We start from the raw sequence: 15,572 nt of genomic DNA, 5'->3' as shown, positions 1-15,572 counted from the left end.
TTGATTTAAAGTAAAAACACTATATTTAGCATAATACTCTTAATGATTTCCAAAACTTCCTAAAAATCATAACATCAACTTAAGACTAAACAGACTGATTATATTGTCGTTTTATTTAAAAACCAAAATATCAACATAGATAAATTAATAAAAATTTTAATTCTGATAGTCACCGATTATCTTTATAAATTAAACAGTTCATCTTGCTGATTAAATCCTAGAAAGTAATTAATAGTACATTAATTATATCGATTTAAATTAATATTTAAATAATATTTACTTTAATAAGTAGTAAGCATCTATTTTTTACCTAAATAATTTTGAAGTAAAATCAAATATTGATAATAAGACTGTAGAAGTTTTCTTGACAAGAATACTCATATCTGAATATAGTTAGATTGGTTACAATAGATTAGGGCTATCATCACTTTATTTATTCTGTTCTCGGCTTTCTTTTATTTATATAAATTCATAAATAGTGTTTATATGTTTTTTATAAAATTATTCAATATTCTATATATTTTAATAAATCTTATACATATATTTGTGTTATTCATGATGAATGATTTAGGTTTTAATTTAATTAAAATAACAATAAAATACGAGTTATTGGCATAAATATGGTTAGATTATCAAAAATAAAATAAATAGTAAATTGTCTCTTATAAAGTAAGTAGATAGGTATAAATAAAATGTTATAATGTAACCATTATATCTCATTTATGTTGTCAAATAAATCTATTTTTAACTATCTTTTTTATATAAATTAATTAACTTTAGTAAGTATTTTTGCTTATCTGAGTCAATTTAAGAAAAAATATACATTATATTTGACGACAACAATATAAAACTGTTTTACTTTAGTATCTTATTCCTACTGTCTTTAAATTAATTTAGTTGATATTTAGTTTATTTATTAAAATTGATTAATAGATTATTTAACTAAGTTAACTAAATCACTTTTAATTCAGCAGTCTTATTATATTTTTTTAGTATTTTTTATTTTTTAAAAAAATTAAATAATAATTTTTTTCTATTCTTTTTCTATATTTTAAAAGTAACTGTAGATTGATTGACTAATTGAGCAAAGATATATCGCGTCTTTTAAATGAATTTATCTGAAGAAGTAATAACTTGAACAATTATATTTATAATATCTCTAATTTTAAACACCTACTTTACTGATTTCTTCTGGAAGAGTAATTTTTTACACAAAGATTATATGTTGATATTAGCTTTAGTAAAAAAAAATATTAGTAACTTCTTCGGTTATGTTTTAATGTTGTTTTTAATTTTATTAAAATTTAATTTTATTTGACCTTAATATTAATAATTAAATAAGCAAAATGAAAATATTCAAAATATATTTCTTTATTATTGGTTTTAGTGATTATGGTGTTAATTCTTAACTTTTATTGTATTGATAACTAATTGAGTAAAAATATATTAATTAACTAATTGATTAACATGTAATTTCCAGTAAGAGTTTGCTAACTTTAATATTTAAACTAACTGCCATTAACAATATTTAAATATTAAATTTTATAAAAGGTTGTCATTTAGCTTGTCAAAAAATAACTTGATATTTTGATATATTGAATAAATATATGTAGCTCAAAACATTATCTTCTTTATAAGAAATTGTTATGTATTTTAAATACAAAAACAATAATTCACTCGTTCAAACCCATTGATTATTAATCTTTAGTCTTTTTTCAAAAATAAGTTTGTCAGCAAAACTTAACCAAAAAAACTGTAGTTTTAATAATAATCGCTTATGCTGGCTAGTAATTGCTTAGTCTGTACCGGTATCATCCTGTTAAACTGACTCAGGATGATCAATGCATGAAGAAAACTTACGACAATAATATGGATATTTTCACCCCTCAGTCAAATATTAAAGTGGAAGATGATCGCACTGGGATGAGTACGGAAACGCTGAAGCGTGCTTTCTTAGACAATCTTTTTTACCTCCAAGGCATTGATCGCTCCAATGCTTCTTTGTATAACTATTATGTAGCTATCGCTTATACTGTCCGAGATCGCCTTCTGCATCGCTTCCTTAAAACCATAGAAACCTATAAAAAAGAAAAAGTAAAAATCATATCTTATTTCTCGGCTGAATTTCTCATGGGTCGCCACCTAGGAAACAACCTAATCAACCTAGATATATATGATAAGATGCGTCAAATTGTCGAGGAATTAGGTCTTGATTTCGACAAAATTATTGAACAAGAACCAGACCCTGGACTAGGTAACGGAGGTTTAGGTCGCTTAGCTGCTTGTTTTCTTGATTCTCTTGCTTCTCTAGAAATTCCAGCTATTGGCTACGGAATTCGTTACGAATTTGGAATTTTTCATCAAACTCTCAGAGATGGCTGGCAAGCAGAAATTCCTGATAACTGGCTACGATTTGGCAACCCTTGGGAATTACCCCATCCCACCGAAAGCGTAGAAGTTAAGTTAGGGGGACATACCGAAATGATTCACGACGAGGCAGGCAACATGAGAATGGTATGGATCCCAGCCCGTACTATCCTTGCCGTTCCCTATGACACACCCGTCCCAGGCTATCAAACTAACACCGTAAACCCCCTACGTTTGTGGAAAGCAGAAGCCAGTGAAGCCTTTAATTTTGATGCCTTCAACGCTGGACAATACGACCAAGCAGTAGCCGAGAAAATGGACGCAGAGACCATTTCTAAGGTTCTATATCCTAATGATAATACCCCCGCAGGCCGACAACTCCGTTTGGCGCAGCAATACTTTTTTGTTTCTGCCTCTTTACAAGACTTAATCCGTATTCATCTAAGGACTCACAATAGTTTAGATGATTTCCATGAAAAGGTTGCGGTCCAACTTAACGATACTCACCCTGCTGTGTCTGTCGCTGAATTGATGCGGTTATTGATGGATAAACACAATTATTCTTGGGAAAAAGCTTGGGATATAACCCAAAAAACCTTTGCTTATACTAACCATACTCTGTTACCAGAAGCCTTAGAACGTTGGTCCGCAGAATTATTTGCCAGTCTTCTCCCCCGACATTTAGAAATTATTTACGAAATTAACTATCGTTTTCTTGAAGATGTAAGAACATGGTTCCCTGGAGATGAGCAGTTGATATCTAGTTTATCTTTGGTCGAAGAAAGGGAAGAAAAGCTGATTCGTATGGCTAATTTGGCTTGTGTTGGTTCCCATGCAATCAATGGAGTAGCGGCTTTACATACAGAACTCTTGAAAAGAGATACCCTCAAAGATTTTGCTAAACTCTGGCCTGAGAAATTCTATAACAAAACCAATGGAGTAACACCACGCCGTTGGATTTTACTATCCAACCCGGAACTAGCTACTTTGATTAATGAAAAAATTGGAGATGGTTGGCTCAAGAATTTGGATGAAATGCGGAACATAGAGGCTGTTGTTCATGATCCCGATTTTCGTCATCGTTGGCGTGAAGTCAAACAAAGTAATAAACGCAGTTTAGCGGCTTATATACTCAAAAATAGGAACATACAAGTCGATCCTAGTTCTCTGTTTGATGTTCAAGTTAAGCGAATTCATGAATACAAGCGGCAACACTTAATGGTTTTGCACATCATTACTCTATATAATCGCATCAAACAAAATCCTCATATCGATATTCTTCCTCGAACCTTCATTTTTGGTGGTAAAGCCGCCCCTGGCTACTTCTTAGCTAAGTTAGTTATTAAATTAATCAACGCTGTTGCTGAAGTTGTTAATAAAGATCCCGATGTTCGTGGCCGATTAAAAGTTGTCTTCTTGCCTAACTTTAACGTTTCTTTAGGTCAACGGATTTATCCAGCTGCTGACTTATCCGAGCAGATTTCCACTGCCGGCAAAGAAGCTTCTGGAACTGGTAATATGAAATTTGCTATGAATGGAGCATTAACCATCGGAACCTTAGACGGAGCGAACATTGAAATTCGTGAAGCGGCTGGGGCTGAAAACTTTTTCTTGTTTGGTTTAACGGCCGAAGAAGTCTACGATCTTAAGGCTAATGGATACAACCCCATAGATTATTATCATAATAATGAAGAATTACGGGATGTTATTGACCGCATTGCCAGTGGCTACTTTAGTCATGGAGATGGGGAATTATTCCAACCCATTGTTGGTCCCTTAATGTGCCATGATCCTTATATGTTGATGGCTGATTACCAATCTTATATTGATGCCCAAGAAGCTGTTAGTTATGCCTACCGTGATCATGAAAAGTGGACAGATATGTCTATTTTGAATTCGGCGCGGATGGGTAAGTTTTCTAGCGATCGCACGATCAGGGAGTATTGCAAAGAAATTTGGGATGTTAAACCTGTCACTATCACAATCAAAGATTACAATCCCGCAACGTCAGGTTGATTTTTCCTCGGTTAAGAGTCATCTGAGAACTGATTATCTCTGTTGAGATATGAGGTAAGACAAGTCTAGTCTTGTTTTTTTCACCTAAGTAGAGAGTAGGGAACAACAGCCGTTGACCCTACTTGCTTTCAACTCCTATCTTAGATAATTCTTAACTGTTGGATGTTAAAATCGTGTTTAGGTTGACAGCAAATAAATAACTGTAGGGTAGATTTTCAAAAAATATTAGTCTTTCTTTTGAAAAGCTGATATCTTGGTGATTTATTCAGTTGAAGAGGGATGATTGTTAAAGATCTCTTCGCAAATTTATTGACTCGTGGTTCTCTTGAGGCTTTCAAAGAATTCTTGAGTAAAACATGCTCAGACCATAAATAATTTTTCAATTAAATTTTGTATTAGGTTAAAAACAAGTATTACATTTAAGGGGTTGCGTCTCTCCCCTTATGCGGTAACAATAATCCTGAATCAGATTATACTACACACAGCAATGAGATAACTTGTTAGGTTAAGATAGTCTTTGGACTGTTTATTATCTTACAGTCAGCATAACCACTGTCAAGTTTATATCTAACAAATTACGTTTTATCAAAAAGGTTTTCTCGATACTTTCTGACAATAAAGACAATGACCACAGATACTTCTTCCCAAGGGAACCCAGACAATACCACCCTTTTGAAATTTAGTTGGCTTCTTCCCCACCTTTACTATAGTTCCCACAATTTAATTGCCTAGAATTAAAGGATAATTTTATTGACTTAATTTCCTATCAGTAATACGTAAATTTTTCGAAGGTAGGAATAAGGAGTTAAACAACCTTTGAAGGAATTTGTAGTGCATCATAAATGATGGCACACATAACTGTTGTCAGTAATTTAGTTACCAAGATTCATCTAATTATATAAATTGAGTTTTAGGATCTATAATGGAAGTGTTTTCTTTCAAAGAGAGTTTAAGGCTTTATAGTCGATTTAAAATTAGAAATCACTAGCCTAAAACAATAATTTAGTAAAGATTTGATTTTTGAAATTTAGAGATTATTAATAATGGTTACAAGCTTTATTTTTCAATGAATAGTTTGAGTGTTAGTGAAATCTTACTACGTTTTTTATTAATATTGTTACTGATTGCCATTAATGCCTTTTTTGTTACTGCCGAGTTTGCCATGGTGTCGGTACGGCGGTCACGCATTAGTCAATTAGTAGAAGCTGGTGATCTTCAAGCTCAAACCGTCCAATCCCTACAACGTAGTATTGATCGTCTTCTCTCAACCACTCAATTAGGAATTACTCTTTCTAGTTTAGCTCTCGGTTGGATTGGAGAAGGAACCATGGTAGTTTTAGTAAGTCCTCTTTTGAGGAATCTGCCGTTCGATCCTAAACTGACCCAATCCCTATCCTATAGTCTTACTATCCCAGTTGCTTTTTTGCTAGTTGCTTATCTACAAATTGTGTTGGGAGAATTATGTCCTAAATCTGTTGCCTTGATTTACTCAGAGAAGTTAGCTCGACTTTTAGGTCCTCCCATTGGAGTAATTGCCCAAATTTTTAATCCTTTTATCTGGATTTTAAATCAATCAACTCGCTATTTATTATGTAGTGTTGGGATTAAATACATGAGGGAAAGACGATACAATCAAGTGACCTCAGAAGAACTTCAATTGATCATTGCTACTGAAGGAGAATCAACTGGTTTAGAAGCCAAGGAACGAGCACTACTGAAAAATGTCTTTGAATTTGGCGAGGTAATGGCTGTTGAGGTAATGGTTCCCCGTACTCAGTTGATTGCCATTTCTGAGGAAGCAACTTTTGGGGATTTACTTGAAGAAATCGCCATTACTGGTCATTCTCGTTATCCGGTGAAAGGAGATTCCCTTGATGATATGTTAGGCTTTATTGATTTCAAAGATTTAGCTCCTCCATTGGCTCAAGGAGAATTAACAAAGGAATCTTCCTTGCTCCGTTGGCTCAAACCAATTAAATTCGTCTCTGAATCCATGCCGTTAGATGAATTGCTTTCTGTAATGCAGAGATCACAGTTAAAAATAGTAATTGTCGTGGATGAATTTGGAGGAACTTCTGGATTAATTACTCTTCGAGATTTGATTGCAGAAATTCTTGATAGTGATTTGGAAGAAACTCGGACAGAAGATATTTCACTAAAAATGTTGGATGATCAAACATTTTTAGTGAAAGCTCAAATCAATCTTGAAGAACTTAATAAAGTTTTAGACCTGGAGTTACCTCTAACGGATGAATATCAAACCTTGGGAGGATTCTTACTTTATCAATGGCAGAAAATTCCTGCTATAGGAGAAACTTTATTCTATGACAATTTAGAGTTTACAGTTGTCACGGTTGAACCTCCTCGTTTATTGCAAATTCGTCTTCATCGTCTAGAAGGGTCTGTTACTGAAATTATTGAAGATAAAATTATTGATTGTCAAGGGAATGAAGAATAGATATAGATACGAATAAGCAGAGAGAACTACACTGATTAATTCAAATCAGTTCTACACGACGGGTAATTGCTTCTTCTTGAGAATTGAAAAGTCTCCAAATTGGACCCTAGCATTTTTTAAGTTTTTACTGAAACAAGCTCACAGTGACCTTTGAGTATATACTCTTTTTTTTAGTTTTCTTTTAGCCTCAACAGTAGTTTTCTGAACTTATTGAGCCAGTTTTTAATGTTTAATACTTTAATTGGGTTGATACCATTTAAAATGTTGATAAACGGTGCGAGAGAAATCTTGAATGACCATTCTCCCCATGACATCATTGTAAGAGCGTTCGGCAAATACGGCCCCAATATAACGCTTACCCGTGGGAATATCGATAATGCCAGCATCTCCTAAAATCGTACCAATATCCCCTGTTTTATGAGAAATAATTGCACCCTGTTCTAGTCCTTGAGGTAATAAGGTTTGAGTGCGTGTTTTTTGCATAATTCCTAACAGGCGATCACGTGATCGTACTGTCAATAAATCTCCCCGTTCAACGCGGGCCAATAATTCTACTAAATCTTTGGGACTGGTGGTATTGGTGCCTTCTAAATCGGGTAAACGATTATTAATCTCTGTCTTGGTTAATCCCCATTCCTTAAAACGTTTATTGAGAGCTTCTTTACCTCCTAGACGACGGACTAACATATCCGTGGCTGTATTATCGCTGATAACAATCATCTTTGTGGCAGCTTCCAAGGCACTAAACTTAGTTCCAGGTTTCTGATATTGCATACTTCCTGACCCTCCAGTGATAATCTCCTCGTCCATGGTTAGCATTTCGTCTAGATAGATTCTTCCGGCATCTAACTCTTCGAAAAAAGCGACAAGAACAGGAATTTTAATGGTACTAGCGGCAGAAAGGGAAGTATCTCCATTGAAATTGACATAGTTACCGTTATCTAAATCGATAAACCAGCCTTGAGGCTTGACTTTAGCGTATTTTTCCTGGCTGGCTACCTTTTCTAATTTGGTTTTGAGATGAGTTAATTCTCGCCCTGGGGGAATAGATATCGTATTATCAATAGTCGCTGCTGTAGGGATTTTTTTCTCAAATTGTACAGATTCTTCAGAAGCGGTCAGTTGGGGAGAATTAAAATAGGTGGCGAATAAACTGGTCGGATTCAATACAGTTAAAATTGTTCCGGCAATCGCACTTACTCCTACTCCCATAACACCTAAACGAAGAATATACAAAAACACGACGGTCATCAAACTGGAAGGAGAATCTTTAGTGCGCCGATCAAGAAGTTTGGTAGGAACCGTTAAAGTTGACACTCTTCGGCGAGAAAGTCGTCTGCCTGAACGCCCTGTCCCAGAAACATCATTTATCTGTTCACGACGAGAACTACTTTTGCCATTGGTCGAACGACCGTAAGAGTTGTTATTAATTGCACTACTTTTGGGATTATAGGAGGAATTAATCATTCGACGGGGCATAGTCTAAGAATCCTTGCAATTAAAATCGAAAAAAAGACAAGTTAAAACAATATTTGCGACGTCAATCAGTGTAAATTTGATCGAGACGATTAACTTTTACGACTATAATTGTCGGGTAAATGTTGCCATATAGAATTAATCTGTCCAAGAATTCCCCGCAGCAAAGCTACTTCTTCAGCACTTAAGTTTGAGCGGTTATAAAGACGGCGGAGTTTTTCCATTTTAGCCTTAGCCGTATGGGGAAAAAGATAACCCATCTTTAATAAAATCGTTTCGAGGTGTTGGTAATAGCCTTCGAGTACATCAAAAGAGGCCAGTTTTGTAAGGGAGATCGAAGAGAATTCCAGAGGGATTTGGGCAGCTTGGTAGAGTTCATATGCGCAGATAGCAACAGACTGGGCAAGATTTAAAGATGGATAGGCCGGACTAGCTGGAATACAGAGGAAACGTTGGGCGTAATTGAGTTCTTCATTACTTAATCCCCGATCTTCTGGTCCAAAAATTAAGGCACTAGGGAGGTTGGAGGTTAATAACCAGGGAAGGGCTTGACGGGGAGTTTCCAGAGGAGTCGGAAAGCTACGAGTGCGGGCTGTAGTGGCTATCGTTTGCTGACATCCTTGCAATGCTTCAGGTAAACTGCCTACTTGTTGAACTTGTTCTAAAATGTTTAGACCATGAACAGCCATTAATCGCGCTTCTTCTCCCAAAGGATCACAGTGAGGGCTCACTAAAATTAGCTTTTGTAACCCCATATTTTTCATGACTCGCGCTACTGACCCCACATTCAATGGACCAGCAGGTTCAACTAAAATAATTCTGATTTGCGCTAAAGACATGATTGACATCACTTTTTGAATTCACTAGGTGCCCCCAGCACCATCCCATTTACATAGATGATAATGAAGGCCTTTTTTAAAAAGTCAAATGTTAGCGAGTTTGGCGAGATGCTAATTTTTCGATTGTTGCCTGGGTTTCTTGTAATAGTTGGTGGCGAGGATCCTCAATTTGCGTTAAAGAGGGAACAAGATTACGAGAATGTAATGTCATGTAGAGTTGTAGTTGAGCCACGTAATCTTGTATGTTTTCCTGCATGGCTTCTGTATTGGTCGAAGTCGTTTCCACTTTTAATATTCCTTCCTAAAATTAAGTGTGTGATTTGGTTGATTAACCATTCTACGAAATTATCATGTTATTACGAGTCCAACGGTAGATAATAACAAATTTTACATACTTCTAAACATACTGTAACATTGCCCTTCAAAGAATTCGGAATTTTTATCAGTCAACCGACTTAACTATCATAAGAGCTAGCTTTATGATTTTAAATATTTTAACTATTTAGTAGATTAAGCTGCAGTAGAGCAGCTTTATAAAATTGATACAGATATCATCTTTGATATTCCTAAGATTACCTGCCGTTTTATTTCACTTAACTTGTGAAGATTAATGTTAACCACTCATAAAACGATTTGAGTAAAGTAGATGGCTCTAAGTAGACGTAAAAATTATTATTGCTCATTGTTTTTTAAATACTCGTCGTGCTAACTGTATTCATGTAGTGGAATACAAGAAAATTATCTAAAAGTAAACTCATGGATAGTTTAAAAAAAAGGGCTTTATAAAAACTTATTGTTCACAACATATTAAACTTGCCCTTTAACTTTAACAGCTGGTTTAACTAATGGAGTATCAACGATGTGGTAGAGATTAGGATTAATCTTTCCATGAACTGTGAGTCAAATAGCCCAAATTAAGGTCTGTACCTTGAGGAGTATTTCATCAAATTTCATCTAGGGATTCTATAAAGCAACAATTGTTCCTTCTACGCCGATAGTCGTTCTAATTAAGGTCATTACGATTGTACGTATGACAATGTTCAAATCTGCTGTGTCATTTAGTCCTAGAAAACTAATTGCCCCTGAGTAAATACTCCGTGCTTCTCCTTCGAGTTTATCAAAAATTCCCATGATTCTCATTTTGGGAGCACCGGACATTGAGCCACCAGGAAAAGCCGGGCGGATACAATCAGTAGCTCTGAAATATTGACGAAGGTAGCCGCAAATAGTACTGATTTTAATCACCTTTACTGTGGACACATCACTGCGGCAAATAATTATATTCCCGCAGTGATGTGTCCTGCATTATAAAAGGTTTAAACTGCTACTTGTCTTTGATTATTTCAAATTAATTTACTTTGCGAAATAAAAATTGCAATCTTTGGAAGTCACAATAGACTATTACTCTTTTTTAGAAAGATCAGCATAAAACTAAACTAAATTAGATCAAAGATTGTATTAATAATTATTAATACAATCTTTGATCTAATCAAGCAAGCAACTTTTTTAAAGTGATAGGTTAAGTAGATAAGCATAAAAATAAATTCTACTGTCTTATTGTTTCACAATTCAGGGAGGACGAGAATGTTCAGACTACTCCCAACTTCTCTGTCTCTTCTTCTCAAACCGAACTCAAGTTAACATGGATAGGTGAATTGAGGAAATTGAGGATAGTTATGGAATGGTTAGAAAGAATTAGTCGAGTCGTACGATCACAGATTAATAGCTTAATAAAAGAAGAAGAGGATCCTGAAAAAGTTTTAGAGACAGCGATTGCTCAGATAGAACAGGAATTGATCGCCATGCGACGAGCATTAGCAGAAGCAATCGCCATTAACAAAAGTGCACAACGCCAGTTAGCTTACCATCAAAAGGCGGCAGAAAAATGGTATGAACAAGCAAAAATGGCTATTGACAAAGGAAATGAGCCTTTAGCCAGGGAAGCACTTATTAACCGCCAATCTTACCAAGTACAGGCTCAAGGGATAAAAAATCAACTAGAACAACAAAATCAGGTAGTTGAGAAGGTTAAGCAAGATTTACGAACTCTAGAACGGAAATATACCGAAGCTAAAGCAAAAAAAAGCATTAATGTAGCCAGACTGCGATCAGCGATGGCTTCCCAAAAACTACAAGAAATTGTTGGAAATCTAAACTCAGGCAATTCTACCAGTATTTTTGAGCAGATAGAATCGAGGATTCTCGAACTCGAAGCAGAGTCACAAATAACTCAAAATCTGAGTACTGATCCCTTAGAAAAGCAATTCATGGACTTAGAAATGGATAAAATAATCGATACAGAAATTGTCAACCTTAAAGCTAAAAAACTGACCTCACGCCAGTCTAAGCAATCATCAGTATCTCCCTCAGAAATAGATGTAATTAATGCTGAGCTCGATCAATTTTAAGACGTAATTCTTGAGAAACAGAGATAAATTTTGTTCAGGAGTATTTCAAAGTTGTTTTTTTCTCTGACTCCCTCACTTTCCATCCGTGACCATTCATATGCCAAACTAGAAATGGATAAGCCATAATCAATGGCACAAAAAAGCAATCTTAACTTTAAAATTTGACTTACCCTAGTACACGCACCGGAGGATAAACAGCATCATGGGATTATTTGATCGCCTAGGCCGAGTTGTCCGAGCTAACTTAAACGATCTCGTCAGCAAAGCAGAAGACCCAGAAAAAGTCTTAGAACAAACTATCAATGATATGGGAGAAGACTTGATACAAGTGCGTCAAGCCGTCGCCCGTGCTATTGCTGAACAAAAGCGTACTGAGCAACGATACAATCAGGATCTATCAGAAGCGAACAAATGGGAACAACGGGCTAAACTTGCCCTGTCTAAAGGGGATGAGAATCTAGCTAGAGAAGCTCTAGTCCGTAAAAAAACTCATACTGATACTTCCGTAACTCTTAAACAACAGCTGGAACAACAAAATGGTCAGGTAAATACCCTCAAGCGTAATCTAGCGGCTTTAGAAAGTAAAATTTCTGAAGCCAAGACTAAGAAAAATATGCTAATTGCTCGTTCTAAAGCCGCTAAAGCTAACGTAGAAATTCAACAAACTTTGAGTGGTGTTAATACTAGTGGTTCGATGGCAGCCTTTGAGCGCATGGAATCCAAAGTATTGGACATGGAAGCTCGTTCCCAAGCCATTGGGGAGTTGGGCGATACTGGTATTGAAGAACAATTTGCTAGATTAGAGTCTGGAAGTGGTGTAGATGACGAATTAGCCATGCTCAAAGCTCAAGTTGGTATTTCTGAACCGCAAAAATTACCTGAAGCTTATAACACCCAATCATCTCGAAAAGATTTGGCGGTGGATGCAGAATTAGAAGAATTACGGAAACAATTGGATAATCTTTAAAGGAGAAATCAAAGAATACATCACAAAAAACTTCGTTTCAATTTTTAGGGACGTATATTATTACGTCCCCATCAACTGGCTAAATTTAAATTGCTCTATTTTTAGGATTTATCTGAACAAAAGATAAGCAAAATAACTGGCTAACCTGTAACCTAGATGACTGGTAACTCAATTATTAGATGGCCAGATGGCCAATAAAAAAAACAATTATGAGTAGTGTTCTTGAAATTACTGATCCAAAATTTGAAGAAGAAGTTTTTCACGCTAAGCAACCTGTTCTAGTTTATTTTTGGGCTTCTTGGTGCGGTCCATGTAAATTAGTTTCTCCCTCTATTAGTGCGATCGCTAAAACTTATAGTAATCGTCTAAAAGTGGTTAAATTAGAAGTTGATCCTAACCCTAAAGCAACTGCTGAGTGTCAAGTAGAAGGGGTTCCAGCTTTGAGACTCTATAAAGACAAAGAACTTTTAGCTTCCCATGAAGGGGCTATTACCAAACAAAAACTTATTGAGGAGATTTTAGATCCTTATTTAAGTTAGATAGCGAGCAGTTAATAACGAATAGTTAATGATTAATAACTGTTCACTCAACTATTTGAACGAGTCATTAAATAACTTTAGTCTTGTAAAGACTATGCGCTCTTCCAAGCATCTTCAAGCCCTGTCAAGGAATGTCTTTGTCGATATGGATCAGGCGAAAACCGAATGCATATCAGCAGGTAAAATTATCATAGATTTATCCTTGCGATCATCCGATCTGCCAGCCCCAGATGTGGCGATTGCTGCTGCTATCGAAAAATCTTCGCACGACCCCACAACTCCCGGCTAGTTGTTGCACCATGGAATATTCACTTTTCGGGAAGCTGTGGCTAAATGGTACACTTACCGTTTTGACGTTGAAACTGTTCCTCAGACAGAAGTATTACCTTTGATCAGTTCTCAGGAGGGAACGGTCTATTTGCCACTAACAATCCTTGACCCTCGAAAAATAGCTTTATTGCTTGATCCTCGCTATCCTTCCTCCGCAGAGAGTATCCATTTAGCAGGGGGACCAATCCATACAATGCCCTTGTTAGCGGAAAATCAACTTTTGCAAATATTAGCAGATAGTCCCACTTCTGTTCTAGCTAAAGCTCGTTTTATGGTGTTGAATTATCCTCACAATCCCGCGACGGACATGGCTTCCTTGTCCTTTTTTGAGGAAAAAGTCAAATTTTATCAGCAATATAATTTAGTTTTAATTCACGATTTCTTTTACGCTGATATTGTTTTTAATGAAATAAAATTACCGCCTTCTATTTTATAAGCAGATCTTAATAGATCTAGTTCAATTGAGTTCTTTATCTTTTCTAAGTTATCCAATATAGTGAATTTAGAATTTAATTTACTATTAAAAATATTTAACTTATTACGACACCAAGAAAAATTAAAATAATTATTAATTTTAATCGATATCTAAGAATATTAAAGGGAGTAATTGCTACTTTAGAAAGCTCTCAAAAAAACGTAAAACAAACTGTTACTGAATTATAAAAATGTAGTTATGCTTTTATTAAAGCACTAAATAATATTAATTAGTTAGTTGAATCTTCTTAATTAACTATGTATATTTAGGCAAAATCACCATAACCATGACAGATTAAATTAATTGAATTTTGTTAGCAATTAGTATTAATAACGAGAGTCGCAGTTTCTCCTGGAGCAGATTTTAAAAAACAGGGAGAAGGTTATGTTAGATTTGTTTTAGCTTACAATCCTGATGTGTTAGAAGTAGCAGTTAAGCAAATTGCTAAATTTTCAGGAAAGACTCTTTGAGATTTATTTAGAGATATTTATGAAATACTACAAATTCAAGTAAAATCCAGGTCATTCAATCTTACATTTGAGAAAAGCAACTTACCACTACCCTGAATTTTTTTTCCAAGACTTCACAGGCAGTAGCTTTTAGAAAAATTTTCAGATTCTAGATAACATAAGCGTAGAGACTGGCATTATAACTAGAAGCGAAGAGATATCTTTTCATAAGGAGTAATCAATTTGAAAAAAGTAGAAGCGATCATTCGCCCTTTTAAATTAGATGACGTTAAAATTGCTCTCGTCAATGCAGGCATTGTTGGAATGACGGTTTCAGAAGTGCGGGGATTTGGGCGACAAAAAGGTCAAACGGAACGGTATCGTGGATCAGAATACACGGTGGAGTTTCTACAAAAACTTAAGATAGAAATTGTCGTCGAAGATCCTCAGGTAGATATGGTGATCAAACAATTGGTCGCCGCAGCACGCACTGGGGAAATTGGAGATGGAAAAATCTTTGTCTCTCCCGTGGATCAAATTATCCGTATTCGCACCGGAGAAAGCAATCTTGAAGCAATCTAACTAAGATAGGGGATTACGGACCATCAGTCCTTCCCCATCAGACAATATGATGTTAACGTTCTCTAACTTTGAAAATCGAGCTTTTCAATATCTTGACGAATATCATTAAGGTCGATATAGCGATCAGTAGCATTTCTCAATTCCCTAGCAATCATGCCCTCCGTAGAGACAACTGTAATATGGGTACTCTTAGAACGTAATAGTTCAATTGCTCGTTCAAAATCTCCATCACCACTAAAAAGAATCACTCGATCATATTGATCTACTGTATTAAACATATCAACTACAATTTCGATATCAAGATTAGCTTTTTGTGAATAACGACCTGATGTATCGTCATAATATTCTTTAAGAATTTTGGTTCTTACTGTATATCCTAAACTTATTAAAGCGTCTCGAAATCCTCTTTGATCTTGAGAATCTTTTAAGCCAGTGTACCAAAAAGCATTCACTAAACTAACGATAGGATCTTTAGTAAAATATTCTAGAACCCTCCTAGGGTCAAAAAACCAGCTGTTTTTCTGTTGAGCATAAAACATATTATTACCATCAATAAATATAGAAATACGCTCTTTCTGAAGAATACAAATATTTGTAGCATTCATGAAAATAAGACCTAAGATTATTTAGAAATAAAATTTAATTTTTTAGCTTAATAGTCTAGTT

Annotated in this window: 12 protein-coding genes and 1 pseudogene; 7 read left to right on the top strand and 6 right to left on the bottom strand. The window is 35.2% G+C overall.

Annotated elements, in window-relative coordinates:
* Positions 1 to 1,869: 1,869 nt before the first annotated feature.
* The gene (locus tag RGRSB_RS09780; RefSeq protein ID WP_232014528.1) at positions 1,870 to 4,383 is read left to right on the top strand and encodes a glycogen/starch/alpha-glucan phosphorylase; all 2,514 of its coding nucleotides are present in this window, start codon (positions 1,870 to 1,872) and stop codon (positions 4,381 to 4,383) included.
* A 585-nt stretch (positions 4,384 to 4,968) separates the two neighbouring features.
* On the opposite strand, the gene RGRSB_RS11245 is transcribed toward RGRSB_RS09780, so the two are convergent.
* On the bottom strand, positions 4,969 to 5,082 hold the full coding sequence (locus RGRSB_RS11245) for a hypothetical protein (protein ID WP_420823018.1): 114 nt from the start codon (positions 5,080 to 5,082) through the stop codon (positions 4,969 to 4,971).
* A gap of 367 nt (positions 5,083 to 5,449) precedes the next feature.
* On the opposite strand from RGRSB_RS11245, the gene RGRSB_RS09770 reads away from it, so the two are divergent.
* On the top strand, positions 5,450 to 6,841 hold the full coding sequence (locus RGRSB_RS09770; protein WP_119260878.1) for a hemolysin family protein: 1,392 nt from the start codon (positions 5,450 to 5,452) through the stop codon (positions 6,839 to 6,841).
* 237 nt (positions 6,842 to 7,078) lie between these two features.
* On the opposite strand, the gene RGRSB_RS09765 is transcribed toward RGRSB_RS09770, so the two are convergent.
* The 4 genes from RGRSB_RS09765 to RGRSB_RS09750 all read right to left on the bottom strand — a co-directional run bounded on the left by RGRSB_RS09765 (position 7,079) and on the right by RGRSB_RS09750 (position 10,416).
* Positions 7,079 to 8,320, bottom strand: coding sequence for a serine hydrolase (locus tag RGRSB_RS09765; protein WP_119260877.1), 1,242 nt, complete (start codon positions 8,318 to 8,320; stop codon positions 7,079 to 7,081).
* An 89-nt stretch (positions 8,321 to 8,409) separates the two neighbouring features.
* Positions 8,410 to 9,165, bottom strand: a complete 756-nt coding sequence (locus tag RGRSB_RS09760; RefSeq protein ID WP_232014527.1) for an RNA methyltransferase — start codon at positions 9,163 to 9,165, stop codon at positions 8,410 to 8,412.
* A gap of 82 nt (positions 9,166 to 9,247) precedes the next feature.
* Positions 9,248 to 9,442, bottom strand: a complete 195-nt coding sequence (locus tag RGRSB_RS09755) for a hypothetical protein (protein WP_119260875.1) — start codon at positions 9,440 to 9,442, stop codon at positions 9,248 to 9,250.
* A gap of 677 nt (positions 9,443 to 10,119) precedes the next feature.
* Positions 10,120 to 10,416 (bottom strand): chorismate-binding protein, encoded by a 297-nt coding sequence (locus tag RGRSB_RS09750; protein WP_232014525.1) that lies wholly within the window; start codon positions 10,414 to 10,416, stop codon positions 10,120 to 10,122.
* Between the two features lie 416 nt (positions 10,417 to 10,832).
* Between RGRSB_RS09750 and RGRSB_RS09745 the strand changes: the two genes are divergently transcribed.
* The 5 genes and pseudogenes from RGRSB_RS09745 (at position 10,833) to RGRSB_RS09725 (ending at position 14,906) form a co-directional block, all read left to right on the top strand.
* Positions 10,833 to 11,564 (top strand): PspA/IM30 family protein, encoded by a 732-nt coding sequence (locus tag RGRSB_RS09745; protein WP_119260873.1) that lies wholly within the window; start codon positions 10,833 to 10,835, stop codon positions 11,562 to 11,564.
* Positions 11,565 to 11,766: 202 nt separating this feature from the next.
* The gene (locus RGRSB_RS09740) at positions 11,767 to 12,531 is read left to right on the top strand and encodes a PspA/IM30 family protein (RefSeq protein ID WP_119260872.1); all 765 of its coding nucleotides are present in this window, start codon (positions 11,767 to 11,769) and stop codon (positions 12,529 to 12,531) included.
* Positions 12,532 to 12,740: 209 nt separating this feature from the next.
* Positions 12,741 to 13,070 (top strand): thioredoxin family protein, encoded by a 330-nt coding sequence (locus RGRSB_RS09735; RefSeq protein WP_119260871.1) that lies wholly within the window; start codon positions 12,741 to 12,743, stop codon positions 13,068 to 13,070.
* A 94-nt stretch (positions 13,071 to 13,164) separates the two neighbouring features.
* Positions 13,165 to 14,345, top strand: a pseudogene (locus tag RGRSB_RS09730) (aminotransferase class I/II-fold pyridoxal phosphate-dependent enzyme).
* 222 nt (positions 14,346 to 14,567) lie between these two features.
* Positions 14,568 to 14,906 carry a P-II family nitrogen regulator gene (locus RGRSB_RS09725; protein ID WP_119260870.1) on the top strand — a complete coding sequence of 113 codons (339 nt, stop codon included), beginning with the start codon at positions 14,568 to 14,570 and terminating at the stop codon, positions 14,904 to 14,906.
* 62 nt (positions 14,907 to 14,968) lie between these two features.
* On the opposite strand, the gene RGRSB_RS09720 is transcribed toward RGRSB_RS09725, so the two are convergent.
* Positions 14,969 to 15,511, bottom strand: a complete 543-nt coding sequence (locus tag RGRSB_RS09720) for a LabA-like NYN domain-containing protein (RefSeq protein WP_119260869.1) — start codon at positions 15,509 to 15,511, stop codon at positions 14,969 to 14,971.
* Between the last annotated feature and the right edge of the window lie 61 nt (positions 15,512 to 15,572).

Origin of the sequence: cyanobacterium endosymbiont of Rhopalodia gibberula, assembly GCF_003574135.1 — a bacterium.
Taxonomy (GTDB): domain Bacteria; phylum Cyanobacteriota; class Cyanobacteriia; order Cyanobacteriales; family Microcystaceae; genus Rippkaea.
Note: the sequence above shows the minus strand (reverse complement) of the source record. Positions and strands in the feature narration are given on the sequence as shown.

Bases quoted from the DNA above. Each gene is read 5' to 3' on its own strand.
- RGRSB_RS09760 (WP_232014527.1), bottom strand. From the start codon at position 9,165: ATGTCAATCATGTCTTTAGCGCAAATCAGAATTATTTTAGTTGAACCT.
- RGRSB_RS09765 (WP_119260877.1), bottom strand. From the start codon at position 8,320: ATGCCCCGTCGAATGATTAATTCCTCCTATAATCCCAAAAGTAGTGCA.
- RGRSB_RS09740 (WP_119260872.1), top strand. From the start codon at position 11,767: ATGGGATTATTTGATCGCCTAGGCCGAGTTGTCCGAGCTAACTTAAAC.
- RGRSB_RS09735 (WP_119260871.1), top strand. From the start codon at position 12,741: ATGAGTAGTGTTCTTGAAATTACTGATCCAAAATTTGAAGAAGAAGTT.
- RGRSB_RS09720 (WP_119260869.1), bottom strand. From the start codon at position 15,511: ATGAATGCTACAAATATTTGTATTCTTCAGAAAGAGCGTATTTCTATA.
- RGRSB_RS09770 (WP_119260878.1), top strand. From the start codon at position 5,450: ATGAATAGTTTGAGTGTTAGTGAAATCTTACTACGTTTTTTATTAATA.
- RGRSB_RS09745 (WP_119260873.1), top strand. From the start codon at position 10,833: ATGGAATGGTTAGAAAGAATTAGTCGAGTCGTACGATCACAGATTAAT.
- RGRSB_RS09780 (WP_232014528.1), top strand. From the start codon at position 1,870: ATGGATATTTTCACCCCTCAGTCAAATATTAAAGTGGAAGATGATCGC.